Annotated in this window: 22 protein-coding genes and 2 pseudogenes; 14 read left to right on the forward strand and 10 right to left on the reverse strand. The window is 68.4% G+C overall.

The features are described from left to right. Nucleotides 1–159: 159 nt before the first annotated feature. Nucleotides 160–3,891, reverse strand: coding sequence for a hypothetical protein (locus DXZ73_RS02485; RefSeq protein WP_162889979.1), 3,732 nt, complete (start codon nucleotides 3,889–3,891; stop codon nucleotides 160–162). Between the two features lie 347 nt (nucleotides 3,892–4,238). Between DXZ73_RS02485 and DXZ73_RS02490 the strand changes: the two genes are divergently transcribed. Then, nucleotides 4,239–4,439, forward strand: a complete 201-nt coding sequence (locus tag DXZ73_RS02490) for a hypothetical protein (RefSeq protein WP_116209401.1) — start codon at nucleotides 4,239–4,241, stop codon at nucleotides 4,437–4,439. Beyond that, nucleotides 4,436–4,639, forward strand: a complete 204-nt coding sequence (locus DXZ73_RS02495; protein ID WP_116209402.1) for a hypothetical protein — start codon at nucleotides 4,436–4,438, stop codon at nucleotides 4,637–4,639. The genes DXZ73_RS02490 and DXZ73_RS02495 overlap by 4 nt, the downstream gene beginning before the upstream one ends. Before the next feature lie 37 nt (nucleotides 4,640–4,676). On the opposite strand, the gene DXZ73_RS02500 is transcribed toward DXZ73_RS02495, so the two are convergent. Next, a complete protein-coding gene (locus tag DXZ73_RS02500) occupies nucleotides 4,677–5,372 on the reverse strand; it encodes a hemopexin repeat-containing protein (RefSeq protein WP_162889980.1) in 696 nt (231 codons plus the stop codon). 273 nt (nucleotides 5,373–5,645) lie between these two features. On the opposite strand from DXZ73_RS02500, the gene DXZ73_RS02505 reads away from it, so the two are divergent. Next, the gene (locus DXZ73_RS02505; RefSeq protein WP_162889981.1) at nucleotides 5,646–6,101 is read left to right on the forward strand and encodes a hypothetical protein; all 456 of its coding nucleotides are present in this window, start codon (nucleotides 5,646–5,648) and stop codon (nucleotides 6,099–6,101) included. 131 nt (nucleotides 6,102–6,232) lie between these two features. Here the strand turns inward: DXZ73_RS02505 and DXZ73_RS02510 are convergent, their stop codons facing one another. Together DXZ73_RS02510 and DXZ73_RS02515 are read right to left on the reverse strand one after the other, a co-directional pair. After that, nucleotides 6,233–7,066: a PIG-L family deacetylase gene (locus tag DXZ73_RS02510; RefSeq protein ID WP_116209405.1), complete on the reverse strand. Its 834-nt coding sequence runs from the start codon at nucleotides 7,064–7,066 to the stop codon at nucleotides 6,233–6,235. A 244-nt stretch (nucleotides 7,067–7,310) separates the two neighbouring features. Continuing rightward, nucleotides 7,311–7,464 (reverse strand): annotated as a pseudogene (locus DXZ73_RS02515) (DnaB-like helicase C-terminal domain-containing protein); the annotation flags it as partial. 170 nt (nucleotides 7,465–7,634) lie between these two features. On the opposite strand from DXZ73_RS02515, the pseudogene DXZ73_RS40465 reads away from it, so the two are divergent. From DXZ73_RS40465 to DXZ73_RS02525, 3 genes and pseudogenes are all read left to right on the forward strand, one after another. Then, nucleotides 7,635–8,120 (forward strand): annotated as a pseudogene (locus DXZ73_RS40465) (wax ester/triacylglycerol synthase domain-containing protein); the annotation flags it as partial. Between the two features lie 180 nt (nucleotides 8,121–8,300). Further along, nucleotides 8,301–8,885, forward strand: coding sequence for a WS/DGAT domain-containing protein (locus DXZ73_RS39110; protein ID WP_240351098.1), 585 nt, complete (start codon nucleotides 8,301–8,303; stop codon nucleotides 8,883–8,885). Beyond that, the gene (locus DXZ73_RS02525; protein WP_116209407.1) at nucleotides 8,885–9,988 is read left to right on the forward strand and encodes a glycosyltransferase; all 1,104 of its coding nucleotides are present in this window, start codon (nucleotides 8,885–8,887) and stop codon (nucleotides 9,986–9,988) included. Before DXZ73_RS39110 ends, DXZ73_RS02525 begins: the two co-directional genes overlap by 1 nt. A gap of 16 nt (nucleotides 9,989–10,004) precedes the next feature. Here the strand turns inward: DXZ73_RS02525 and DXZ73_RS02530 are convergent, their stop codons facing one another. From DXZ73_RS02530 to DXZ73_RS02540, 3 genes are read right to left on the reverse strand one after another with little or no spacing between them, the layout of a single operon-like run. Continuing rightward, on the reverse strand, nucleotides 10,005–12,032 hold the full coding sequence (locus DXZ73_RS02530; RefSeq protein ID WP_162889983.1) for a prenyltransferase/squalene oxidase repeat-containing protein: 2,028 nt from the start codon (nucleotides 12,030–12,032) through the stop codon (nucleotides 10,005–10,007). Next, entirely contained in the window at nucleotides 11,950–13,092 is a 1,143-nt protein-coding gene (locus DXZ73_RS02535) for an aromatic ring-hydroxylating oxygenase subunit alpha (RefSeq protein ID WP_116209409.1), read from the reverse strand. Before DXZ73_RS02535 ends, DXZ73_RS02530 begins: the two co-directional genes overlap by 83 nt. Next, nucleotides 13,089–14,141 (reverse strand): NAD-dependent epimerase/dehydratase family protein, encoded by a 1,053-nt coding sequence (locus DXZ73_RS02540; RefSeq protein WP_162889984.1) that lies wholly within the window; start codon nucleotides 14,139–14,141, stop codon nucleotides 13,089–13,091. Before DXZ73_RS02540 ends, DXZ73_RS02535 begins: the two co-directional genes overlap by 4 nt. Nucleotides 14,142–14,275: 134 nt before the next feature. On the opposite strand from DXZ73_RS02540, the gene DXZ73_RS02545 reads away from it, so the two are divergent. Further along, nucleotides 14,276–15,598, forward strand: coding sequence for an FAD-dependent monooxygenase (locus tag DXZ73_RS02545; protein ID WP_116209411.1), 1,323 nt, complete (start codon nucleotides 14,276–14,278; stop codon nucleotides 15,596–15,598). Nucleotides 15,599–15,606: 8 nt separating this feature from the next. Here the strand turns inward: DXZ73_RS02545 and DXZ73_RS40000 are convergent, their stop codons facing one another. Beyond that, nucleotides 15,607–15,735, reverse strand: a complete 129-nt coding sequence (locus DXZ73_RS40000; RefSeq protein ID WP_275898563.1) for a hypothetical protein — start codon at nucleotides 15,733–15,735, stop codon at nucleotides 15,607–15,609. Nucleotides 15,736–16,087: 352 nt separating this feature from the next. Between DXZ73_RS40000 and DXZ73_RS02555 the strand changes: the two genes are divergently transcribed. The 7 genes from DXZ73_RS02555 to DXZ73_RS02580 all read left to right on the forward strand — a co-directional run bounded on the left by DXZ73_RS02555 (nucleotide 16,088) and on the right by DXZ73_RS02580 (nucleotide 21,247). Further along, complete coding sequence (locus DXZ73_RS02555; protein ID WP_240351100.1) at nucleotides 16,088–16,420, forward strand: hypothetical protein; 333 nt, start codon at nucleotides 16,088–16,090, stop codon at nucleotides 16,418–16,420. A gap of 243 nt (nucleotides 16,421–16,663) precedes the next feature. Beyond that, complete coding sequence (locus tag DXZ73_RS02560; protein ID WP_116209413.1) at nucleotides 16,664–17,122, forward strand: pyridoxamine 5'-phosphate oxidase family protein; 459 nt, start codon at nucleotides 16,664–16,666, stop codon at nucleotides 17,120–17,122. Nucleotides 17,123–17,175: 53 nt separating this feature from the next. Further along, nucleotides 17,176–17,688 carry a transposase gene (locus DXZ73_RS40470; protein WP_425315811.1) on the forward strand — a complete coding sequence of 171 codons (513 nt, stop codon included), beginning with the start codon at nucleotides 17,176–17,178 and terminating at the stop codon, nucleotides 17,686–17,688. Continuing rightward, nucleotides 17,607–18,131 (forward strand): transposase, encoded by a 525-nt coding sequence (locus DXZ73_RS40475; protein WP_425315901.1) that lies wholly within the window; start codon nucleotides 17,607–17,609, stop codon nucleotides 18,129–18,131. Before DXZ73_RS40470 ends, DXZ73_RS40475 begins: the two co-directional genes overlap by 82 nt. A 91-nt stretch (nucleotides 18,132–18,222) precedes the next feature. Beyond that, on the forward strand, nucleotides 18,223–19,359 hold the full coding sequence (locus tag DXZ73_RS02570) for a pyridoxal phosphate-dependent aminotransferase (protein WP_116209414.1): 1,137 nt from the start codon (nucleotides 18,223–18,225) through the stop codon (nucleotides 19,357–19,359). Then, nucleotides 19,356–20,384, forward strand: a complete 1,029-nt coding sequence (locus DXZ73_RS02575) for a hypothetical protein (RefSeq protein ID WP_116209415.1) — start codon at nucleotides 19,356–19,358, stop codon at nucleotides 20,382–20,384. The genes DXZ73_RS02570 and DXZ73_RS02575 overlap by 4 nt, the downstream gene beginning before the upstream one ends. Nucleotides 20,385–20,395: 11 nt before the next feature. Then, complete coding sequence (locus DXZ73_RS02580) at nucleotides 20,396–21,247, forward strand: aspartyl/asparaginyl beta-hydroxylase domain-containing protein (RefSeq protein WP_116209416.1); 852 nt, start codon at nucleotides 20,396–20,398, stop codon at nucleotides 21,245–21,247. A gap of 108 nt (nucleotides 21,248–21,355) precedes the next feature. Here the strand turns inward: DXZ73_RS02580 and DXZ73_RS02585 are convergent, their stop codons facing one another. Both DXZ73_RS02585 and DXZ73_RS02590 read right to left on the reverse strand, forming a co-directional pair. Next, nucleotides 21,356–22,060, reverse strand: a complete 705-nt coding sequence (locus DXZ73_RS02585; RefSeq protein WP_275898611.1) for an IS5 family transposase — start codon at nucleotides 22,058–22,060, stop codon at nucleotides 21,356–21,358. Continuing rightward, the gene (locus DXZ73_RS02590) at nucleotides 21,972–22,988 is read right to left on the reverse strand and encodes a DNA polymerase Y family protein (RefSeq protein ID WP_116209417.1); all 1,017 of its coding nucleotides are present in this window, start codon (nucleotides 22,986–22,988) and stop codon (nucleotides 21,972–21,974) included. The genes DXZ73_RS02585 and DXZ73_RS02590 overlap by 89 nt, the downstream gene beginning before the upstream one ends. Nucleotides 22,989–22,991 lie beyond the last annotated feature (3 nt).

The raw sequence follows: 22,991 nt of genomic DNA on the forward strand, positions 1-22,991 counted from the left end.
GGTACGCCAGCCGGAACGGTGGCGGGCCGGCCCGGAGCAACGAAGGTCCTGTCCCGGTCCGTCGGGACCGGGACAGGACCTTGTTCACCACTGCCGGGTTCACTCAGGGATGGCCGGGCTCAGGACAGGGCAAGCGCGGTACACCCGGCCGGGTGGGGATCAGTGTTGGGGGATGCCCTTGCACACGGCGGGCGAGCACTCGAATTTGACCGTCGAGCTGGGGGACCACTCAACGGTTCCGTCCGGGTGCGTGTACCGGTAGTGGACGTCAATGACCCGTTGCTTGCCGGACTCCCAGAGATTCACCGTCGGCGCCGTCCAGTAGTCGCTCTTGCCATCCCGCGCCGGGTAGGAGTGTTCCTCGTCGCTGCCTTGTTCCCGGGCTATCAGTTTCGCGTCCGCGGGGAGGTCTGCGCCGTTGCTCCAGAAGATCTGAGCCTGCTTCGACATCACCCATGCGCTGGCCGCGGCGTTGGGAGTCTGCAGTCTGAGGGTCTTGGCGTTGGCCCTGGCGTAGCCGCCATTGGTGAACACGTAGAAGTCCCGGTCGGTGCCGGGGACCGGCATCAGGCCCTGGACCTGGTCCTGTCCGGATTCGCCGACGAGCATGGGCCATCCGCTGGAGATCCGCCGGGAGCCCACCATCTGCCAGTCCTTGAGGTTGTCGTCGAGGCGGATCGTCGTGTACCAGGAGCCGGAGAACACGTAATACTCGGTGTTGTTGCCCGGAACAGCCTGCACGGCATCCACCCGCTGGGCTCCGGACTTGGCGAACAGGTCCTCCAGCGAAGACCATTTCTCCGGCAGGCTCCGCGGCTTGTCGTACCCGCCCACCGCGGTGTCCTTGAGGTCGCCGTCGAGGCGAATACGGGTGTACTGGTCGCCGGAGAAGACGTATAGGTCCCGGTCGGCACCGGGAACGGGCATGGCCGCATCGATCCTGCCGGTCTTCGACACGGCAAGCAGCGCCTCCAGTGACCGCCAGTTGCTCTTGACCGGAGCGGGTCCGCCCTTGCCGGTGAGTGTCGCGGCGAGCTTCCTGCCGTCGGCCTTGTCGTCCAGGCGCATTCTCACGTACTGCCCGCCGGAGAACGCCCAGTACTCCCGGTCCGCTCCGGGGACGGGCATGACGGCGTCCACCTGTCCCGAGGCTCCCTGTGCGGTGAGAAGGCCGGCGAGTACGGTGTCCCGCTGCGGTGCCGCGGTGCCGGGCAGGCCCATTGCCTTGAGGATTTCCTCGACCTCGGCGGCGTCGACCGGCTTCGGCTTGAAGTTCCAGATGCCGCAGAGCGTCTCGTTGGGCCAGGAAGAGTCGCGACCCGCGCAGGCGAGGACCTTGCTGCCGCGGCTGTATTCGCCGGTGTACCCGTCTCCGTACTCGAGCTCGGCGTACCTCGACGCGTAAGGCTCCACGAATTTCTTCTGGGTCTTCTCATCGTCCCAGAGCTTGTTCAGCTGGTCCGCAAGACGGCGGGCCACCGCCTTGCGGATCTCGGCGAGAGACTGCGTGGCAAGAGCGTCGGCCTTGGCATCGGCATCGGCGAACTGCTTGTCCGCGGCCCAGGTCTCCTTGCGGAGGTCCGTGCCGTCGGGGACGGTCGAGGAAGAGTCGGCGGCGCCGATGGCACGGGCCACGCCCTTGACGCTGGCCCGCTGGACCTCGACCGTCTGCATCATGGCGAGGGCCATCTGGAGGACCGTCGTGGAACCGCCGTGGGCCATCCATCCCTTACTGCTGGTGTCCGAGACGGCGCGCAGGGCGCCGTCATGCGCCTGCTTGGCCATGGTGTCCAGCATCGCGCCCTTCTCGGCCTCCTTCTTGGCGAAGTTGATGAACTGGTCCACGATGAGCTCGATCCCCATCACGGCCCATCCGGCGGGGCCGGCCGCTTCCAGGCCCAGGAACTCGGCACCTTCCAGCAGCACGAAGGCCGCGTCGAAGCCGAGGTGGGTCCAGTCCTGCTTGACCGCATCGGCGGACAGCTGCATCAGGTTGCCCACCGCGGGCATCATCGCGGTGACGGCAGCAGCCTTGTCCAGGTTGCTGCTGTCGGCCACGAACGCCTGGGCGATGCCGGCGAGCCACATCGCCTTGCCCGCCTTGTCCGCCAGCTTCGAGGCGTTGATGCCCGTGTGGTCGCCGCCTTCTCCGGTGTGCCCGGAGACCGCCTCGCGTGTTTTGTCATACGGCAGATAGAAGCCGGACGCATCCCCCAGCGCCGCCGCGAAGTCCTTGTCGAGCTTGATGTCCTTGACGTTCTCCACCGCCAGGAGCTTCTTCTCCACCAGCTCCTCGGCGTCCGCACGCAGCTCCTTGCGGGCCTTCTCCCAGTCCACCTTCCCCAGGCACGCCGCCTCACCGGACGCCGCGCACAGCTCCTTCGCCCGCTCCCCGAGACGCTTCTCCAGCTGCTTGCCCGCAGCCTCCGCCTCGGAACGCGCCTGCTGCCGCTCCGCGGCGGCGTCCTCCTCCCAGGGCAGCCAGACCGGTGTGTCCGGCTGCTCCTCCAGCACCCGGCCGGCCTCCTCGATCCGTTGCTTCGTCTCCTCCGACACATCCTCAGGCCGACCGCTGGGGCGGCATATCATCGAGCGCCTGCCCGGCGAGCAGGAGTGCAGGGCGGCCGTTTCCGCCTGCTGGAGCCTTTCCATGAGACGGTCTGGATTCTTGAGATCCTTGTCGGTGACAGCCAGGCCCGGCGGAACTGTGAACAGGTCCTCAATCTTCCCCAGCTGCTTGCCCCAGTCGTTCTCGAACTCATAGGGGAGCGCATAGTGTTGTCGGGCCGGCACACCACGCTCCTTGGCCAGGTCGGTTTCGGTGATGTCGAATGTCTTCTCGCGCCCCTTCCGCACTTCCTTCAGCAGGGCCTTCCGATCCGCTGCTGAAGTCTTCTTAGCTGCCTCCTCGGCCTCCTTGAGGAGCTTCCATGAGTTGTTCATGTGCTTGTATCCGAACCGGCCCTTGCCGGATTCGGATGTCACGCTGGTGAGATAGCGTTTGCGGTCTTTCCCGCCCAGTGTCGATACCTCTTCGGCGTCGATATAGGCGGTTTCGGTCCTGGACTTGCCGCTGGGATCCTTGTACGGCACCTCCACCGGGAGTTTTCCAGCGTCCGGCAAGGTGGCATCCGCGCCCTGCAGGTTGTGGGCGGCGTGGATCAGCTCGTGCCCGACCGCGAGAGATTCATCAAGAGCGAATCGGCTTGTGTCCGGCTGGCGGCCAATCACCACAATGGGGTCGTCCGGCATCCCGATCATGCTCTCGGAGCCGTTCCCGTCGCTTTTGCGGTCCGTTTCCGTATCGATAGGTACCGCCATAGGGCCGTCCATGACAAACGCGAAGCCGTCTTCAAGCTGCTGCTTCTGGGAGCGCTTCTCGAAATCCTTCCTGATGTCATCCGGCCAGGCCTTCCGGTCCCCAGGAAGGCCTCGGAAGAATATAGTGTTGATATCCGTGCGTCCCGTTGCCGGGCCCGCTTTTCCGGTCGCTACGTCCAGTGGGCGCATCCGGCTGATGCCCTTCAGCAAATCCTTTCCCTTGGGGAAGGCGGCGAGCTTTTCGAGGTTTTCCTCGATCCGCCTGACGAACGCCTCGGCCTTCTCCGCCCCGCCGGCTTCCTTCTCGTAGGGCATCGCATGCCCCTCGAGGCTGTGCCGGTCCACGGCGACCGCGATACTGGACGCCACCTCCGAGCCGGGAATCGGTATGCGGACCGCTCTGAGCTCCACCCCTCCCATCCCTCTGACCTTGATGACTTCATGGCCCGCAATGGTCTGGCCTGCAGCCGGCAGGCCGGCTACGGGCCGGGGCGCGGAAGGTGGTGCGGCCAGCGTTGCGGGGGCGGCGGCTCCCAGAAGGGCGGCTGTGACGAGCGCCACCAGTGACACTCGCGTCGATCTCTTAAAAACCGTTCTCATCTATTTCTCTCGGATCCGTCACACCGACAGCCAATGCCACCTGCCTCTCCAGAACAGGAGGCGGCATCACCCGCGTGACGGGAATACTCATGAGGGGATGCGAGACCGCGAAAAGGGCGGAAAGGCTGCCAGGGAAGCCCGGGCAGCAACCCGCACACGGGGACACCAACGCGCAGGTGCCGGCCGCACCGGCCGGCACCTGCACTGCACTCCCGCGTCCATTATCGCTAGGTCAAGCGTTAGTAAAGGTGACTTTAACATCGAAAGGCATGGTTTAGCCGACAACAATTTCGCCCGCGAATTCCTGAAATGGGTCCTTGCGGAGAACGTCGGCCGGCTCCCACCTACAGCGCGCCGACCAGCTGCTCAGCCCTGCCCATGACCGCCTGGTAGCCGACCACCGCCGATACAGCGCGGACAACGGCATGTGGGCGATGACCGCCCTCAACGGCTTCCAGGAGCTTGTCGTGCAGGCCCGCGACGACGCGCTGGTCACCTACACGGACTCGCCGCAATGACCAACGCACCGAAACCCACGACGCAAGCCCGCGCCCTCGACGCCTACCTGGCCGTCACCGACCTGGCGGACGGGCTCGACAGCACGCTCGCCGCGCTCCAGAGCGTCCGAGCCGCCCCGGACACTCTCGCCCGTACATGCCGGGCGCTGAGCCGGGCCGTTGTCTTCCTCGCCAAGAAACTCAAAGCGCCGTGCAAGTGAATGGACGGGCGCGCACACCAGGGGGCGCGGGACCGTCTCACCCAACCTCGCCCGTCAGGTACATGGCCATGAGACGGCTCGGACCCAGGCTGGCGAGCGGGTTCCAGTAGCTGATCGTCTTCCTGGGTGCCTGGTCGGTCCTGTTGGTGGGGATGTGGAAGCGGATGTACTGGTCGTCCTTGAAGGCGTAGGCCCGGTCGGTGTCCCAGCGGACGAAGGCGTCGATGCCGCTGTCGAAGCCCGCTTCCTTGAACCCCGGCCAGTAGACGGCGATCGTTTTGGGGTAGCCGTCGTCGACCTTGTTGGTTTCGAGGTTGTAGCGCACGTACTGGAGGCCCTTGAAGAGGTAGACCGTCTTCTCGTCCCACGACAGGATCGAGTCGATCCCGCTGTCGAAGCCCACGGCCTTCAGCCCCGGCCAGTACGAACCGATCGACTTCGGGAAGCCCTCATCGACGGTCAGCGTCTCCTGCGTGCACCGCACATACGTGTCGCCGTGCAGGAAGTAGACCTTCCCCGTCTTCGCCACGTAGAGCGAAGGAATGCTCCGCCCCGAGGCCACAGCCGCCGCAAACCAGCGCCGCTGCTCCGGCGTGCCCTGGAAAACATCTGCGAAGCCCTGATCGATCTCCTTGTGGGCGACGTCTTCCGAAATCCAGTGCCACTTCACGTAGTGCCAGGTGCCTGCCTCCACGTGGAGTGGTCGGGTGATGGTGTAGACCTTCTTCACCATGGCGGACCTCCTGCCGCTGTCGAAGGCATTGCGTGGCCAGCCTCGCGATCCCGGGACTGCTGTCGCGCAGGCCATGCCTCCGACAGCGTCACGTACCCCCAGGCCGGCGGCACCCCGGATACAGAGCAGTACGCCCATACGGATGACCTTCGACCCGGAGTTCCCCAGGCCGGAAGCGGGCACTCACCCACTGATCAGGGGACCGGTGCTCCCCCGCTCATCCCGACGGTCGGGTGACCCTGCGTGCACGCTCCCGCGCGCACGCTGGAGGTCATGAACAAGGAATTCGCCAAGGAGCCCAGGGATACAGCCGTCGCGACCGGAACTCCCATGCTGGGGCGTGAGCACTATGAGATCACCGTGAGCAACCAGTCGACGCATGCGCTGGTACTGACGTCAAAGGCCGTGTCCGGGGCGTTCGACGAAGCCCCGGACGAAGGACACGTCCTCCGTCCCCGGGAATCGGACACCTTCCGGGTCACCTCGGTCCACTTCCTCGGGGAGTCCGGCTTCCCCTGGGAGTCCAGCACAGCCGTAGTCCGCTACCAGATGGCCGACACCCCCGTCACCTTCACCGCGACGGGCGGCCCGCCGGGCAGCCATGTGTCCAGCGGCACGCTGGAAGGGCCGGGCTGCGAGCACTACGACTGCACCATCGGCAGCAGCTGCAACGGAAATACCCTCGTCATGCTGGAAACAGCTACGGATCCCTACATGATGGGCATGTGAACGACTTGTGTTCCGCCGCCATCAATCGGCGGCGGAATTGCAGGGTCTCGCGGCTACTGTCGAAGACCGTCCTCGTGGCCTGCGGCTTCTCCCCCAGCCTCACGGCGTCGGGCCCCAGGCGGACGGGCGGGTCAGCGCAGTCCGGCGAAGAGGTCGTTCTCGGGTACGGCCGCGCCGGTGGTGTCCTGGACACGTAGGAAGGTCTCCGTGCCCATCAGCTCGCCGAACCTCTCCTTGCCCATCTTGAGGAAGAAGATGCTCTCGCCCTGGCTGGCGTGCGCGGCCAGCGCGTCGAACTTCTGACCGCTGAATGCGGTGGTGTCCACCCACGTGGTGATCTCGTCGTCGGGGAGGCCGATCTCGGCCATCGCGGCGGCCTCGGCAGGATCCGGCTCCGGCATGTCCTCATGAAACTCGCGCATGGCCTCACCGAACCGCTGCATCATCGAGCGGGGCATCGTCGTCCAGTACACCTTCGGTGTCAGCGCGGTCATCTCCAGCGCCGCCATCGTGATGCGGTGGGCCTGGATGTGGTCGGGGTGGCCGTAGAAACCATTCTCGTCGTAAGTGACGACCACATCGGGCCGGTAGTGCCGCATGAGTTGCGCGAGTCGGGCGGCGCCTTCCTCCACGGGGGTCCGCCAGAAGGATCCGGGGGTGTCGTTGCTCGGCCAGCCCGTCATCCCGGAGTCGGCATAGTCCAGCATCTCCAGATCGCCGACCTTCAGGACGTCACAGCTCGCCTTGAGTTCTTGACGGCGCATCAAGGCGACGGCCGCCGGATCGTGCCCGGGATCGCCCGGCTTGACACCCCCCGGTCCGTCACCGCAACCGCCGTCGGTACACGTCACGAGAACCGTGCGGATGCCTTCCGCCGCGTACCGCGCGAGGATCCCTCCGGTACCGGTGGCCTCGTCGTCGGGGTGGGCGTGCACTGCCATGAGCGTCAAGGGCCGGTCAGTCATGAAACAGTCCTCCTGCAGAAATCGTCTCGGTCCGGGAGCGCGGCGGGCGTACCGCGATCCCCGGGCCCGGATCCTGCCAGGGCGGACGACCTTACGGTCTCCGTGTCCCCCGCCCGTGCGGCGCCGGTCCCTTCGTCGATGCAACAGCTGCGGCCGGACCGGCTGTTCCCGCCACGGCCGCCCGACCTTCCAGACGTCGGCGTTTCCATCCGAACGAGGTACACAGGTACGACCTGCACGTCGTCTATGCCATGTCCACGAAACGGCTGTAGTGGCTTTGAAAAGCGACGGTCATGGTGGCTGGTGGGGCCGTTGCGGTGTTTGGTCACGAGGAGGTCCGCCTCGCCCGCGCGAGGGGAGCCCTTCTCGTAGGCGTCCTCGCGGTGCAGAAGGCCCATCGCATCTCTACCAGCAGAACCGCCACACTGCTGCTCAGAACAATCAGGATGTTGCAACTACAAAGGTAAGCGGCATCTGTTGCACGATCCAGCAGGAACCTAACAGTTTCGGCTTATTGTATCCGGTAGTCGACGTTTCGCGGGCCCGCCGCTTAGGCAGTATCAGGTCGATGAGCAGTTCCTTCCCCCTCTCGGTGACAGATGAGTTCGTGGCCCGGCGGACCCGTGTGCCACCCGTCGGGTGCGTGACTCTCCTCCTCTCTGGCAGCCCGCCCGTCTTGGACGACCTTCGGCACCGTGTGTCGGCGAGGTGGGGCCATCTGGCGCGCCTTCGGTGGGTGCTCATACCGCCCCCTGCGGCGTCCCGTGGAGGCCGGCACCACTGGGCGGTGCAGACCGCCTTCTCCGCGGAACATCATGTCGTCCAGGATCCGCCCCAACCCACCCTCGAGGCCTGGGCGTCCGACCTTTTGCTGCGCCCGCTGCCATCGGACCGGCCACCGTGGCAGCTCCACCTCATGCCCTCTCCGGCGGAGGGGGGATACTGGCTCCTGCTGCGCTTGCATCACGCCCTTCTCGATGGGGAATCAGCGGTCGCACTGATACGTCTGCTCCTCGACGGACCGTCGCCCGCGGTCGCGAAGTCCCGCCGACGCCCCAACCGCAGTAACCCGCGCCGCGTTCTGGAGAGCCACCTGGGGTCCGGGCTGGCCATTCCGCTGCCTACCGGCCACCGTGCCCAGCCGGGCCATGCCTGGTCACCGATCGACGCCGACAGGTTCCGGGCGGCACGCCAGGCCCTGCCCGGGCACACGGCGACCACCACGGAAACGGTGATGGCGGCCGCAGCCGGCGCACTGCGCTCCTGCTTCGGCGACCCGGCCGGACGGTCCTTGAGGCATACCCGGAGCCGGGGCCAGGTCTTCACCTATATCCCGGTGAGCCTCCGCACCGCCGACACCATGGATGAACTGGGCAACATCACGAGTACCGTCCGCGTACCCCTCCCTCTCCATACCGACACACCCGCGGCACGCCTCATGGCGTGCCGCGGTCTCGTGGACGCCTTCGGCCCCCGCGCGCTGGCGGTGCCCGAGCTGCTCGCCCGGCTCGTGTCACTTCTGGGGCCACGAGCCATGGACGCCGTCCTCGCCCGTGCCGGGGGACCCCCATTCGTGGCCGTCGGCTGCACGGCCTTGCCCTGGGGGCGTGCTCAGCTCACTCTCGGCGGGCATCCCCTGTCCCGGGTCGTCGCGTTCCCCGTCGTACAGCCCGCCGGAGGCTGCGCCTTCGTCCTCAGCGGCTATGCCGACACTTCCGCCATCGCCGTCACTACCCACCGTCTCCCCGGTGACGCCCGCGACCTGGCGGACGCCTTCGCCCACGAAATCGACCTCCTCGCCGCACTCGGCGCCGCCTGATGGCGACGGACGCAGCCGAAGGGCCGCCGCGCGTGCTGGTGATCTCGGGCAGTATGGGAGCGGGTCACGACGGTGCCGCGAGAGGGCTCATCCACCAGCTGCGGGAACGCGCAGTGGGAGCCGACTTCCGTGATTTTCTCGACGCGTTGCCGCGCTCGTACCGGCAACTGCTGAGAGCCGAGCATGCGTTCACCATCCGCCACACCCCCAGGGTGTTCGACTGGATGGCCCGCAGTGAGGAGCGCGACTCGGTCGTCCGCAGGCTGACGCTTCGCATATGCCGAGTGGCTCGTCGCGAGGTGGCACGGTGGGCGGCGGGGGGATACGGCGTCGTCGTCACCACCTTTCCCCTCGCGTCGCAGACCCTGGGCATGCTCCGGCGGGACGGTGCTCTGGGCGTGCGCGCGGTCTGCTGTCTGAGCGACCCGGCGCCGACCCGGCTGTGGTTGCACCCCGGCATCGATCTGTACCTGACGGTTACTCAGGCCACTGTGGTGGAGGCCGCAGAGCGTTACGGGGTCGCGATGGCGGTCGGCGGGCCACTGGTGGCCGCCGCGTTCCGTGAACCGGTGGACAAGGCCGCCCGCGAAGCGTTACGCACCGAACTGGGTGTGCCGCCGGGTCGACGGATGGTGCTGCTGACGGGCGGTGCGCTGGGGATCGGCAACGTGATGGCGGGCATCGCGGCAGTACGGCAGGTGCCCGGCACCGTCGCGGTCGTCCTGTGCGGTCGCAACGACCGTCTGCGGCGGAGGGCCGCGGCCCAGCGGGGCGTGATCGCGCTCGGCTGGCGCGACGACGTGCCGCGCCTGATGGCCACGGCCGATGTCCTGGTCCACAACGCGGGGGGCCTGTCGATGACCGAGGCACTGGTCGCAGGGCTGCCTGCGGTCAGTTACGAGATGCTGGGGGGCCATGGCAGGGAGAACGCCGCCACCCTCGCCCGCGCCGGGCTCGCCCCTTGGCCCCGCACCCCCGCGGAGCTGGCCGAGGCCCTCGAACGCCAGGCGTCGCGGGGCCGGGTCTTCCTGCCGCCGGTGCCCGCGGGGCAGGAGACGGCGAGTGTGGTCGAGGCACTGGCGCGACAGGGGTGTACGGGGTGAAGGGGCCGCATCGCCGTCAGCCGGCCCGGCCGAGGGCTGCGAGGTGGGCACCGAGCGCCCAGAGGGGGAAGTACTCGGCGTAGAAGCGGTAGTCGAGCATGGCGGTGCCGAAGAACACGCCGGTCACCGCCTTCTGGTGCCAGGAGCCGTCGTCGGCCTGGCGCTCGCACAGCCAGCGGACGCCGTCGCGCACGGACGCCGATCCGGGACCGGTGATGTCCAGCAGCGCGAGCAGCGCCCAGGCGGTCATCACGGGCTGGCTGTCCGGATGTTCGACGTAGCGATTCTCGGTGCAGCCCTGGTGGTGTTCGCCCCAGCCGCCGTCGGCGCGCTGCACGGACTCCAGCCAGCGTGCGGCCCGGGCCAGCCGGGGATGCGTCGGTGGCATTCCGGTGGCGCGCAGTCCCCGGACGGCGAAGAGGGTTCCGTAGATACGGTTCACTCCCCATGCGGCGGGCCAGGAGCCGTCCTTGCACTGCCTCCGAAGCAGGAAGTGGGCGCCGTGCCGAATGGCCCGGTCCATCTCCTCGCGGTGCTCCGGGTCTTCCGGTCGCGCGAGCGCGGTGAAGGCGACGAGTGCGGAGCCGGTGCATTCGGTGTAGGAGCCCTCCACCATGCAGTCGGAGAACATCTCGGAGGGGTTCGCCGCCTCCAGCAAGCGGCTGCCCCGGCGTGGTTCGTACGATCCGAATCCGCCGTCCCGGTTCTGCCGGTGCAGCAGGAACGCCGTCGCCTGCCGCAGCCGCCCCTCGTCGGGGACGGTTGTTTCCGGCAGGAGGTGACGGGCGTGCAGGAGCGTGGCTGCCGCCTCGGCCGTGCAGTCGCTGACCGGCCAGCGGTGGGCGCCGTCCGAGAAGCACCAGCCTCCGGCGGCCGGGGCGCGGGCGGTGACCTCGGGGTGCGGGACCTCGTCGGTGACTTGGGCGTCGCGCAGAAATCCGCAGCCTCGGCGGAGAGCGGTGAGTACGGCCGCGTCGGTGGGGTCACCGGTGTCGGTGGGCCCGTGGGCGAGCAGGGCTTCGACGGCGAACGCGGTGTCCCAGGTCTGCGACCGGGCACCCGCGTAGCGGATGCCGCGCTCCTGGTCTGTCCAGCGCCAGTGGTCGACGGCCGTCAGGGCCCGGTCCACGGCGGTCGGGGCCGCCCCGGAGGCGTGCAGCACCAGGACGTTCAACAGCGAACTTACCGGGGAGAGGCCGAACTCGCGCGTCACCTCCTGCTCATGGGTAACGCGTGCAAGGCATCGGGCGAGCGCGCGGGCGCGCGTCCGGCGCAGGGGGTGACGCTCGTACACCGCCAGCACGTCGAACGCGGCACGCAGCGCACGGCCCGGTGGCACCTGGGCGTCGGCGCCGAGCAGCCGACGGTCCGAGCGGCACGGCGGGCGCGCTCCCGGCCGGCTCTCCCCCAGCAGGTCCCGGCGCAATTCGTCGGTGAGCGGGTGGCCGAGGTCCCCGGAGAAGCGGATCCCGTAGAGGTAGGCCATGGCCTGGTAGATGGAGCGGGTGTGGCAGTAGAGCCGGTCGGGGTGGACAGGGAGACGGCGAGGCAGCAGGAAGAGTTCCGGGGGGAGCGGATTGATGGCCCGGTAGTCGTGGAGCCCTGCGACGGCCAGCCAGAGCTTGCCCCAGGTGGGCACCGCCCGCGCTCCGCCCGGCTGCGAGCGCAACCAGGCCGCCGAGTCGGCGCACAGCGGATCGTCGGCGCGGTTGCCGAGCAGCCGGAGCGCGATGTGGGCGAGGACCGTGCAATACGGGGACGGGCCGGACTCCGCGTGCAGGCCCCAGCCGCCCTCGGGGGTGACCGTGGAGCCGTAGTGCCGCGTCATCGCCGCACGGGTCGGCTCCGGCAGGGTCCGCCCGACGATGCGGCACACGATGACGTACTGGGAAAGGATCATGGTGTTCCACACCATCTCGCCCTCCCAGCAACCCGCCTCGTGCTGGAGTGACAGCAGCCGGTCAAGGGCCTTGCGGTGCGCCAGTGCCGGGCTGACGACCGGGTGGGGAGCCGGGGTCTCGTCGGGCGTGTGCGTCGCGGGCAAGGTGCTCCTCCCACTTGCGGACGGTGAGATCCTGGCAGAGCCGGACGGCCGGGTTGAGTTCCACGGTGGTGGTCGCGAAGTGCCGCTCGTACCCCCGCTGTTCTTCCTCCACGGCCGCGCCGTCCTGGGACAGCGTCGGGCGGGCGGTGAGTGCGCTGACCGCGCGCATGAGGGGGCCCGTCAGCCGGTAAGGGGCGGTCCGGTTGATGCCGGGGATCCGGATCCCGCCGGCGTTGAAGTAGAAGATGAAGAAGACCCGTGTGGTGCGGCGGTCCATGGGCAGCAGGAAAAGCCAGTGCTTGATGAAGCCGCCGGTGTCCGAGCATTGGTAGGGGTAGCGGTAGGCGAGGTCGATGGAGGTGGTGTCGGCCCGGCTGCGGTCCACGAGGTGCCGGACGAAGCGGCCGCCTCCGATGAAGGCGTCGTAGGAGATTTCCACGCCCTCCCCGTCCTCCGTCATACCGTGGTGGGTCAGCCTGGCGTCCCAGAAGGGACGGTAACGGCGATGCAGGTAGGCGTGGGTGAAGTCGTTCGTGTTGTCCATGATCATGGAATGGTGGGCGTGCCAGACGTAGGAGATGTCCATCCGGGGCCAGGGCCGGGGACCCGTCAGTTCGGGGATGCCGGGGACGTCCCGCTCGGTCGCCCGGGCAGGATCGCCCGGGAAGACCCAGATGATGCCGTGGCGGGACGCCACCGGGTAGTCGCGCACCTTCACTTCGGGTTCGGCGCGGCCGAAGAGATCGTGGGCGTAGTGCACCACGCGGCCGTCCCCGCCATAGGTCCAGCCGTGGTACTCGCAGGTGAGGTGGCAGCCGTTGACCACGCCCGCGGACAGTCGCAGCTGGCGGTGCGCGCAGCGGTCCTCCAGCGCGCGCAGCAAGCCGTCGCGACCACGCCAGACCACGATCGGGTGGCCCCAGAAGGATGTGGCGAGGGCCTTCCCGGGGTGCAGGCCCCTGTCGTACTCGACGGGGTACCAGTAATCGGGGTCCATGCCCGTCGCCAGGACCTTCTGGCGCCTGCCTCGCGCCTGTCCGAAGCCGGGCGGGCCGGTCATGACGGCCCCGTCGGGCGCCGTCGGGGCAGCCGGGCGCGGAGCGGTGGCGGAACGACGGCCCGGCGGCGGCCGATCAGCCCCCGCCGGGCGAAGCAGGCGTAGGCCTGCTCGACGGCGCGGGCGACACTCGTCGGCCGGTAGCCCAGCTCGCTGACGGCCCGGGAACAGTCCGCGCGCCGCTGGGAGCGGAGGAAACCGACCGCCGCAGGGGTCAACCGGGGCTCATGATGCGGGACCAGCAGGGACAATGCGGGGGCGACGGCCCGGGCGACGCCCGACATCACCGCGGGCGGCACCCGCAGCCGTGGCCGGGGGCGGTCGCAGACCTCGCCGTAGAGGTCGAGCATCTCGTCCACCGTGTGGTACTGAGTGGACAGCAGATACTTCCGCCCGGCGGATCCATGCCGCATGGCCAGCAGGTGGCCCGCGACGACATCCGTGGCGGAGACGAACTCGAAACCACCCGGGACGTAGGCCAGCAGCCGTCCGTTCGCGAAGTCCAGCAACAGCCGGCCCATCCGGGACGGCAGATAGTCGTGCGGCCCGATGATCGCGGTGGACGTCGCGACGACGACGTCGAGTCCCCGGGCAGCAGCCTTGGCGCACTCGTGCTCCATCAGCACCTTGCTGACGGTGTACGGGGTGTGCTGCCCGAACGGGTAGAAGAGGTCCTCCTCCGTGCTCGGAACACCGCGCCGCCAACCGGTCGCGCTCAACGACCCGGTGACCACGACCCGCCGGACGTCCGCCCGCCATGCGGCGGCCAGCACATGATGACTGCCCAGCACATTGACCTCGTAGATCTCACGCTTCCCACCGTTCGCCGTCGAGACCTGTGCGGCGCAGTGGTAGACCTCCTCACAGCCGGTGACGGCGCGCCCCACCGCTTCCGGGTCCCTCAGATCGCCCGGCACCCGGTGCACCGCCAGGCCGTCGAGCGCGGGGCCGGCCTCTCCTCTGACCAGCACACGCACCTCTCGGCCTTCGGCCAGCAGCCCGCGTACGAGATTGGCTCCCAGATGCCCGGTGGCGCCCGTGACAAGGATCATCTCCGCCCCCTTCATGAGCCCTCCCACGGGCGTCATGAATATGCGATCACATGCACATATAGTAGTTTAGCGGCTCCGCAACGTGAGCAGTAGATGCCCAGGGACGCAACGACGGGGACCTCGAGGGGGATTCCGTGCAGACCGTGGACGTGCTGGTGGCGGGAGCGGGACCGGCGGGCTGCATGACCGCGCTGGCCTTCGCCCGGCAGGGCGCCACGGTCCTGGTCGTGGAACCGGGCACGGAACCCACGCGACGGCTCGCCGGCGAGTGGCTCCATCCGGCCGGGGTGACGGCACTGCGCCGCATGGGAATCACCCCGGCCGACCGGGAGTTCACGACGAACCACGGCTTCCAACTGCACACCGGCGACGGAAACCCGCCGCTGCACTGCCCGTACCCCGACGGCGTGGCCCTGAGCATGTACCACCACGTCCTCAGCACCCTGCTGCTCCGCACGGTCCGCGCCGATCCCGGCATCACACTCCGCCAAGGCGACCGGGTGACCGCTGTCGCCACAGCCGGACGAGCCCACACCACCTGCGAAGAGATACGCGCCGGCCTGATCGTCGGCGCGGACGGCCGCGCCTCCACAGTGCGCCGCCTGCTCCGCCCCGGCGAACCGGCACCCGCACCGCTGTCCCACACCGCCGGGCTGCTGCTGCACGGCGTCCGGCTGCCCCGGGGCGGATACGGCCATGTCTTCCTCGGCGGCCCGGGCCCGGTACTCGCCTATCAAGTGGCACCGGACACCGTCCGCCTCTGCCTCGACGTCCCCGTCCCCCGCCCCACGCCCTCCGAAATCCGGGGCTACTTGCTGCACGGCTACACAACCGCCCTACCCGCCGAGCTGCGCCCGGCCTTCGCCGACGTGCTGACCGGCGGCAAGATCCAGTGGGCGGCCGCCCGGTTCCGCAGGCGGTCCTTCTACGGCCGAGGACGCTGCGCCCTGGTCGGTGACGCGGTCGGACACGGGCACCCACTGGCCGCGCTGGGCATGAGCCTCGCGCTGCTGGACAGCGAGTGCCTGGCCCGCCGGAGCCCGGACATCCACGCCTACGCCACCGAACGGACCGCCCGTTCCTGGGCCGCCGAACGCCTCGGCGCGGCACTCCACCGCACCCTGACCGGGGCCGACCCCGCATCCCTGCTCCTGCGCCGGGCGGCCCTCGATCTCTGGCGGCGCGACCCCGGCCAACGGGGCCTCGTCCTGGGGCTGCTGGGCATGCGGGACGAGCGCCGGAGCGCCTTCTGTGATGTCGTCGCACACGTGACGGCCAATGCGCTGACGGATCTCGCCCGCGCGGAACCCACCCTTCCCGGCACAACCGCTTCGGTACGCCACCTGGTCGGCCTCGCCGACTGGCTGCTCTGGCTGGCCGGCCCCGCCGTCGGCACCCCCCGCCCACCCCGCGCACTGCGCGGGAGATTGCGTGGACTCACGGTCATGGGGCCATGACCGCACCATCACGGGCCGGACAACGGCACGTTGGCGGAGATCTTGATGATCTGGGAGTCCAGGACGCAGGGGGAAGGTTTCGCGTTGCGGCCCTCGCACTCGCGGACCAGGCACCAACTGTTGCTCGTGAAACGCACACCACATGCGTCCCGCACTCCACCAACACGGCCAGTTCAGCTGCGGATACACACTCCGGCCCTGCCCCGCCCCGGCCCGGGACGCCCCAAAGACGCACCGCCGGCCTCCGTGTCCGGCACGTCAGATCGGCGCGGCGGGACCCGGACCTGGCGACGCCCTCGGCGCCGCCTTGTCCCGGATGGTGGCGAGAGTCGGGATCCAGGACTGTCTTCAGCAGGACAGGGCAGATTGGAACTAAGGACGTGAACTGAACGATATTCACCTCAGGGGGGATTCATGTCGAACAACCAGCCGAACTCGGTATATGACGGAGTTGTTCGCAGCGGGAGCCCGGATTCCGCAGTCGACCGCGTGGCCGACTTCTACGGGGCCTACATCGATGCCGTCTCCGACGGCACCGATGACCTGGCCGAGCATCTCCGCGCCCATTACCTCACAGAAGACCTCCGGCAGCGTTTGGCCGCCTGGGAGGAGACCAACCACGCCGACGGCGTCCTGCGCGCCCAGGACGTGCCCACTGGCTGGGAAGTCCGCTACCACGATTCCGGTGCCGGGCACCTTTTCACCACGGTCACGCTCACCTGGGGCACCGGCCCAGGCGCCGGGCACAGCCAACTGGCGGTGCAGAGCGACCTGGCCACCAAGCTCATCTCCGACATCGAGAACAACCCCTCCGAGTCCTGACAGCGCACGTCACCTGCTCGGATGCTGCTCCTTGTCCCAGCTGTCGGAGCGGGGCCGACCCAGCGGCTGCGATGGTCGACGCCGACGCCTCGCGAGACTGGCTCCGGCGGCCCCTCCCCCGGCAGCACCTACGCGCGCAGGAGGCTTCGGGAAGGACGCGGTTGGGCCAGGGTCCGCTGCGAGAGTGGGGGTTGGACTCGGTATCCATGAAATTATTGGGCGGCCAAGGGCGTTGATCACGCCATGACCCAAGGACCAGCGCCTCGCCCACTGTCCGACGAAGCCCTCTCCGGGCTGCTCGGGAAGCAGCAGTTCGGCACGCTCGCCACCGTCAAGCGCAGTGGCCACCCCCACCTGACGACCATGCTGTACAACTGGGACCCCGAGGCCCGCATTTTGCGGTTCTCGACGACGGCCGATCGCATCAAGGTCGGGCACCTGCGGCGCGACCCACGTGCGACGCTGCATGTGCAGGGCGGCGACGTATGGTCGTTCGCTGTCGCCGAAGGCGAGGCCGAAGTCTCAGAGATCACGACGGTTCCAGGCGACGGGGTTGGCCGGGAACTGCTGGAGATGATCCCGCAGGCCGCGAAACCTGACGATGAACGTGCGTTTCTGGAGCAGCTGGTCGCCGAGCGCCGGGTGGTCATCCGGTTGAAGGTGAGCCGGCTGTACGGAACGGCGCTCGACATCGACGGCTAGGCACTGTCCGATAGGTCGTGTGACCGGCTGGCGTTCATGTCGTTCCGCTCGGTGTGGGGCAGGGTGGGGCGGGCGATCTGTCGGATCGGGAGTGGGCTCGGCTGGAGCCGTACTTGCCGAGGAAGGTGGGGCGGGGCGGTCGTTGGAAGAGTCATCGCGGGGTGATCAATGGCATTCTCTTCCGGCAGCGGACCGGTGTCCCGTGGCGTGGTCCGCCGGCACGGTTCGGGATATGGAAGGCCGTGCACGACAGGCATCGCAGGTGGTCGGCGGACGGCGCGTGGGAGAGGGTCCTGCGGGCTGTCCAGGCCGATGCCGATGCGGAAGGCCGGATCGACTGGAGCATGGGGCCTCGGGCCGTGCCCATCAGCACGCCGCGGGCGCCCGCACCGGCGCGCCGCGTACCCCTGGACAACGCGGCCAGCCTGTTCAGCATCGTCCGGACGAGGCCCCGGGCCGCTCCCGTGGCGGGCTCACCCGCAAGATCCACCTCGCCGGTGAGGGCGGCCGACGTCCGCCCGCGTCCGTCATCACACCAGGCCAGTGGGGCGACGCCCCGCAACTGATCCCGGTCCTCGAACGCATCCGCGTCCCACGGCCCGGCGGCGGTCATCCGCGCACCCGCCCCGATCACCTGGGCGGCGACAAAGCGTACCCGTCCCGACAGAACCGCCGGTACCTACGGCGCCGACAGATCAAGCACACCATCCCCGAACGCAAGGACCAGCGGGCCAACCGCCCGGCGCCGCGGCAGCGCGGGCGGCCGTCCCACCGGCTTCGACAAGACGATCTACAAACGCCGCAACGAAGCCAGGCGAACGATCAACGCCCTCAAGGGCTTCCGCGCCATAGCCACCCGCTTCGACAAAAGGGCGTATATCTTCCACAGCACCGTCATCGTTGCTGCCCTTCGCCTATGGCTTCGCTCATGACTTTCCAAACAGTTCCCAGGCAGGGTTCATACGGACCTCGCCGGGTTGCCCGTTTCGGCGATAGCGGTTTGGCTTAGTAGATCCGATTTGAGAGTACCGGTCGATCGTTACCCCAGTCAGGCCCGGCCGCCGTAGGGCGCTTGGGTTTGCCGGGAAGGTGGGACTGAGGTGGAGCGAATATCCCAGGCGGCAGCTCGGCTCGGTCGGCTTCCAGTGCGCATCAGTGGTGGCGTCCCAACCCAGGACGTGGTTTCACTGGATCGCGGGGACCCGGACTTTTCCACCCCTGCCCCCATCGTCGATGCCATGGACCGGGCTCTGCGAGACGGCTACACGCATTACGGAGACCTCAACGGAGATCCCGAACTCCGCGCATACATAGCAGAGCGAGCCAGCGCGTATACGGGTGACAGATACGACGACTCGCAGGTCCTCATCACACCTGGTTCGACGGCCGGTCTGGCCACTGCCATCTACGCCATTGCCGGGCCAGGCGACCGGATAGTACTGTTCGACCCGACTTACCCCGCGTACGCCGAGCAGGCCGCGCTGGCCGGTGCCACTGTGGTGCGCGTGCCGTTCCGAGAGGACGGCGGCCTGCACCTGGAGGCACTGCAGGAATCCGTCGTGGGCGCCCGCCTCCTCGTGCTGTGCCATCCGTCCAACCCCACCGGCGCAGTGTTTTCCGAAGCGGATCTGCGCGGGCTCGCCGCTGTGCTCGAAGGAAGCGACACCATCGTCCTCGCCGACGAGGCCCACGCGGACATCGTCTACGACCACCGGCCCTACATCTCCACCATGGGTATCCCCGAACTGCGCCCGCGCCTGGTGAACTGCCGTAGTTTCTCCAAGACCTATGCCATGGCCGGCTGGCGGCTGGGATACCTGATCGCGCCGCCCGAACTGGCGAAGGTGATTCGGCGGATCCACCTCATCTACAACTGCGGTGTGAACTCGGCGGTTCAGCGGGCCGGGCTGTTCGCTTTGCGGACTGGGACATCGCTGGTGATGCCCATGCTCCAGGAGTACCAGCACCGTCGTGACCTGGTCGTGGACTGGATGCGGCAGACCGGGTTGCTCCGCGGGCGAGTCCCGGAAGGCACGTTCTACGCCTACCCCCATTATCCGCACCCCATCGGATCCGTGGAAATGGTCCGGCATTTGCTGCGGTACGGCGTATGCGTGCGAGCCGGTGCCTTTGACGGCCCAGGCGGAGAGCACCATCTGCGGATCTCGTTCTCCACGAACACTACGGACCTGATCGAAGGTCTGTCCCGATTGGAGAAAGGATTGCGTGCGCTATGAGCCCGAAGTGGACCAGCCGCGTGCCCACCCTGCTCGACTGCACTTTGCGCGAAGGCCCTTATGAATGCCGATTCGGCTCCGAGGAGATGGCCATCATCGCCAAGCAGCTCCAGCAGTCCGGTATCACCCATATCGAGGTGGGTGCCGAGACCGGACTGGGCACCAACCCGCAAGTTGACGACATCGACCAGATCCGTACGGTCGCCGCCGCGGCCCCGGGCACCCGAGTGGGCGTCATAGCCGGCGCCTCCTCGACGACGGTCGACGACCTGCGCCGGGTGGTGGACGCGGGGGCGGGCTTCATCAGAGTTGCCGCGGCGGTCACCGACTCGACCACGGCGCTGCCGCTCATCGAGGCGGTCGCCGACTGGAACGTCCCGGTGACGTTCAATGCCATCAAGTGCTACGCAGTCGAGCAGCAACAGTTGCTGTCCATCGCCAAAGATGTCACAGCCGCAGGCGCCCACGTCTTCTACCTGGTGGACTCCGCAGGCTCCATGCTGCCTCGTACTGTGCACCGACGCACGGCCGCACTCCACGACCTCGGCATCCAGGTCGGTTTCCACGGACACGACAACCTGGCCCTCGCGGTGGCGAATTCCCTGGCGGCCCTCGACGCCGGCGCGATCGCTGCGGACGGAACGCTCAGGGGCATCGGCCGCAGCGCAGGCAATGCCCAGCTGGAAGTGCTGGTCAAAGCTGCTCAGCAGCACGGCTCCCTGACCGAAGTGGACGGCGACGCGCTGTGCCGCCTCTCGGAGGAACTCATCGCCGAGCGCAGGCTCCGTGACCGTGGCGTCTCGTTCCTGGACATCGCCATGGGGGAAGGCCGGTTCCACTCCGAGCGCCTTGACCTCGCACGCGAGGTGGCACATGCCTACCAGGTGCCCCTCGAATCCCTGGTCCGTGCCACAGGACAGAGCGACCCCGTCGCTCCCGACCGGAACCTGTTGGAACAAACGGCGGCCCTGCTACGCGCGGACCCGCCTGCCGAAGCCGCCCACTCCTGGCCCGGTCACTGGTGAGGTGAAGATCCATGGGCAAGACAAGCAATCGCGTCAAGGCCATCGAGGGCCAGGTCGCCCGAATCGGCCGACTGGGCGCACAGCCCACTGAGGCCGTGGCCCAAGAGGTCATGACCCTGCCCCAGCCGCAGGACTGGGTGCTGGACTCCGGCGAACACCAGTCGGGAGGCTGGTGGACCTGCTCGCTGCTCAACGCCTCCGGAGACCCGCGCGATGTGACGCTTCAGGACTGCGACCCGGCCCCCACGACCTTGCTCGAACGCATGCCTGCCACCCGGACGTTGCTTGAATCGCTGGGACTGCACTATATGTGGGCACGGCTCGCGCGACTGGAGGCCAAGTCCTTCCTGTGGGAGCACCGGGACTACGGCAATCTCAGCGAGGCCGAACGCCACCGGCTGCATATCCCGCTCCATACGAATCCGTCCGCCTATCTGGTGACACGCGGAGCGAAGGTGCACATGTACGCGGGTCACATGTGGCGGCTTACCCCGACCCACCAGCACGGGGTGTGCAACCTCGACGGCCCGGACCGCATCCACCTGCTCCTGGACTGCTACGCCGACGACGCCTACCGAAGCCGCGCCGCGACTGCCGAGCTCCTCGACGGCGACGTTGAGCAGCTTCCGGACATCACCGCTGATCAACTTGCCGAGGCGAAGATCACCGCCCGAAGGCTCGCCGAGGGCGGGGACATCTCCGGCGCCGAGAATCGCCTTCTACGGCTGTTCTACCTCTACGCGTTGCCCGAAGGCCGGATCTACGACCTCGTCATGGACCTGCACCGGACGCTGGGCCGCGAACAAGATGTACGGCGCTGGCGCGAGCACAAGCGTTTGGCCCTCAAACAGGATGCTGCATAGCGCCGCCGTTCCTTCCCTTCCGGTCGGATCTCGGCCGACCCGGAGCTGACGGTCGGCCAGTCGCCCGACCTGTCGGACACGCCTTAGGACGTATCGGATCCGTGCTGGTCAGAGCCACTCGCTGAGGACTGCGACCAGCACGGTCGCCTCGTAGCGGACGGCAGGCTTGTCGTATCTCGTGGCCACGGCCCGGTGGCACTTGAGGCGATTGATCCCGCACTCGACGGCATGGCGCTCGCGGTGTTCGTTCTTGCCGGACTTCGGTGGCCGACCGCCTCGGGAGCCGAGCTTCTGGCGGTTGCGGACTCGGTCCTCGGGGACCGGGATGGTTGCCCTGATCCCCCGTCTGCGGAAGTAGGCCCGGTTGCGGCGAGAGTCATACGCCTTGTCGGCCCGGACCCGGTCCGGGCGCCTGCGGGGCCGCCCGCGCCCCAGCCGGGGGACCGGAATCGCCTCCAGGACCGGCTCGAACTGCGGGTAATCACCCCGCCGCCCGGCTGTGATCAGCACCGACAGCGGCTTCTGCCCCTGCTCGACAGCGAGGTGGATCTTGGTGGTCAGCCCACCCCGGGAACGTCCGGGACCGTGATCGGTCGGCTCTACCGCAATGCCGCCGGGCGGCTCCTTTTGCAGATCCCCTTCTTTCGGCGCACCAGCGGCGTGCTGGTGGGCCCGGCCTACGCACCGATGGAAGGTACGCCCCCTGCTGCCTGTGGGGCCTTCGTCATGGGGTGCCGCCGCCCGTACCCCCGAGGATGGCCAGGCTGGCGGGTTTGACGGCTGTCGGCCCGAAGCGGCGACGGGCGGCGTCAGCGGCGGCCTCGATGCGGCGGGCCTTGTCGTCGGCGGGATCGAGCGTCAGCTGGCGCGGGGCATGTTCGGCCGGTGACAAGGCCTCGGCTCGCACGGCGATGGTCCGTACGCGCGCCCGCTGAAGGCCCAGGGAATCGTAGAGGACGTATGCGGTGCTGGTGAGAGTGGCGGAGTGAGCGGTGGGTTCGGGCAGCGTGCGGCTGCGTGTAGTGGTGGAGCGATCCGCGTACCGGACGGTGATGGTCACCGCGCCGGCCACTTGCTCTTCGCTGCGCAGCCGGATGCCGAGCTGCTCGGCCAGTGCCAGCAGGGCGCACCGGTGTTCTGCCGCGTCGAGTTCGTCGTGCGCGAAGCGGTGCTCGGTGCTGATCGTGCGGGCGGGTGCTTGCGGGACGACGGGCCGGGCGTCGCGTCCGTGTGCGCGTTCGTGCAGGTTGCGGCCGGTGGCGGTGCCGAAGAGGCGTTGCAGGGTGAGCGGTGGGGTGTCGGCGAGGTCGCCGATGGTGTGGATGCCGTGGCGGGTGAGGACCTTGACCGTGGCGGGGCCCACCCCGTGGAGCGCGGCGACGGGGCGCGGTCTGAGGAAGCTGCGGATGGCGTCCGGGTGTGGATCGATCACTGCGATGCCGCCCGGCTCGGTGGCGTCGGTGGCCATGGAGGCGAGGAGCCGGTTGGGCGCGGCTGCCATCGTGGTGTGGATGCCGTAGTGCGCGAGGACGCGCAGTTTGATCAGTTGCGCGAGGCCGCGGGCGTCCCTTCCCCAGTACCGGCCGGCCCCGCTCAGGTCGAGATCTGCCGCGTCGGGGGGCAGTGCCTGGACGCGTGGGGTGATGCCCTCGAGGAGGCTGAGGAGCTGCTGATACACGTCGGAGTCGTCGGCGGGCGAGTCGAAGTGGACGTGGAGGATGGTCCGCTGAGGCTGGTTCATGGT

The sequence above is a fragment of the Streptoverticillium olivoreticuli subsp. olivoreticuli genome, assembly GCF_003391135.1.
Classification (GTDB): Bacteria; Actinomycetota; Actinomycetes; order Streptomycetales; family Streptomycetaceae; genus Streptomyces; species Streptomyces blastmyceticus.

Coding starts and splice junctions, on each gene's coding strand:
- DXZ73_RS02495 (WP_116209402.1), top strand. CDS start 4,436: ATGACCAACGCACCGAAACCCACGACGCAAGCCCGCGCCCTCGACGCC.
- DXZ73_RS02500 (WP_162889980.1), bottom strand. CDS start 5,372: ATGGTGAAGAAGGTCTACACCATCACCCGACCACTCCACGTGGAGGCA.
- DXZ73_RS02505 (WP_162889981.1), top strand. CDS start 5,646: ATGAACAAGGAATTCGCCAAGGAGCCCAGGGATACAGCCGTCGCGACC.
- DXZ73_RS02510 (WP_116209405.1), bottom strand. CDS start 7,066: ATGACTGACCGGCCCTTGACGCTCATGGCAGTGCACGCCCACCCCGAC.
- DXZ73_RS39110 (WP_240351098.1), top strand. CDS start 8,301: ATGGCGGCCGCAGCCGGCGCACTGCGCTCCTGCTTCGGCGACCCGGCC.
- DXZ73_RS02525 (WP_116209407.1), top strand. CDS start 8,885: ATGGCGACGGACGCAGCCGAAGGGCCGCCGCGCGTGCTGGTGATCTCG.
- DXZ73_RS02535 (WP_116209409.1), bottom strand. CDS start 13,092: ATGACCGGCCCGCCCGGCTTCGGACAGGCGCGAGGCAGGCGCCAGAAG.
- DXZ73_RS02540 (WP_162889984.1), bottom strand. CDS start 14,141: ATGATCCTTGTCACGGGCGCCACCGGGCATCTGGGAGCCAATCTCGTA.
- DXZ73_RS02560 (WP_116209413.1), top strand. CDS start 16,664: ATGACCCAAGGACCAGCGCCTCGCCCACTGTCCGACGAAGCCCTCTCC.
- DXZ73_RS02575 (WP_116209415.1), top strand. CDS start 19,356: ATGAGCCCGAAGTGGACCAGCCGCGTGCCCACCCTGCTCGACTGCACT.
- DXZ73_RS02580 (WP_116209416.1), top strand. CDS start 20,396: ATGGGCAAGACAAGCAATCGCGTCAAGGCCATCGAGGGCCAGGTCGCC.
- DXZ73_RS02590 (WP_116209417.1), bottom strand. CDS start 22,988: ATGAACCAGCCTCAGCGGACCATCCTCCACGTCCACTTCGACTCGCCC.